Annotated in this window: 2 pseudogenes; one reads left to right on the top strand and one right to left on the bottom strand. The window is 69.6% G+C overall.

Features of this window, described 5'->3' with window-relative positions:
- Positions 1–175: 175 nt before the first annotated feature.
- Positions 176–391, bottom strand: a pseudogene (locus G3N92_RS34355) (hypothetical protein); the annotation flags it as partial.
- A 457-nt stretch (positions 392–848) separates the two neighbouring features.
- Here G3N92_RS34355 and G3N92_RS34360 point away from each other — a divergent pair.
- Positions 849–1,133: pseudogene (locus G3N92_RS34360) on the top strand (hydroxymethylglutaryl-CoA lyase); the annotation flags it as partial.

The raw sequence follows: 1,133 nt of genomic DNA on the forward strand, positions 1-1,133 counted from the left end.
ATAGCAGCATCAACAATCGTGTACGAGCGCACGATACTTATATACGATCTGGCAGTAGAAACCGAGTGTCCAAGTAATTAAAGCTCTATCTTTGTTATAAGAAAAAGCCACACACCGACATCTAACCTGCCACCAACACTCTTCCCCTACCCGACGCTGTTCCGCTCAAGGGCGTGCTCAGCGCGCGGGCCGCCGCGATCGCGCGCAGCGTCGCTTCGAACTGCGCGCGCTGGTGCGCGTTCTCGAGCACCGAGAGCGCCTGCTGGGCCTGCTGCGGCGTGAGGGGCGGCACGGCGTCCGAGGCGGCGGACGCGGCGGCGGGGGCAGGGGCGGCCGCATGGGCCGCCGAGACGACGATGGCGAGCAGCCAGCCGATCAAGATCTGTCGCATAGGGTAGGGAAGGGGCACGGCGGCCCGTCTGGAAGGCGGTGGCAGGACGTTAACATGATTGCATCCGAACCCGTTTGGTTCCGCGCGCAGCGGGCGGCGCGCGGGCGAAGCCGGAGCGCGCGTCCGGATGGGCGCGCATGGGCCTGAGCATGGGCGGTGGCGCAAGGCAATCGTCAGGCTCGGGGCGGCCCGGGAGCGGGAACGCATTTCGCTACGCCGCCGCCGCTGTCGCAGCGGCATCGCGCCGCTGTCACCGTGACAGCGCGGCGGCTGTCGCCGCGAACCGTCTCTTGCCGCGCGGGCCGCGCCGGTCGATAGTCGGGCGGCGGAACGTGACGCTTCCGTGCAACCGACATACCAACGACATGAACCGGAGGACGACACCATGCAGCCCGACCCGCTCCCATCGCGCGACGCCATCGCTCCAGACGCACGCCGCGTGCCCGACGCAAGCGGCGTGCCGCTCCCGTCACGCGTGACGATCGTCGAGGTCGGCCCGCGCGACGGCCTGCAGAACGAGGCGGCGTTCGTTGCGACCGCAACCAAGGTCGGCCTGATCGAGCGCCTGCTCGACGCGGGAGCCACGCATATCGAGGCCGCCTCGTTCGTCTCGCCGAAATGGGTGCCGCAGATGGCCGACGGCGCGCAGGTGCTGGCCGGCGTGGCGAACGCGGCGGGCCGCGCCGGGGCGGTGCTGTCGGCGCTGGTGCCGAACCTGCGCGGGCTGGAGGCGGCGCTCGCG

Origin of the sequence: Burkholderia sp. Ac-20379 (assembly GCF_017104645.1) — a bacterium.
GTDB lineage: Bacteria > Pseudomonadota > Gammaproteobacteria > Burkholderiales > Burkholderiaceae > Burkholderia.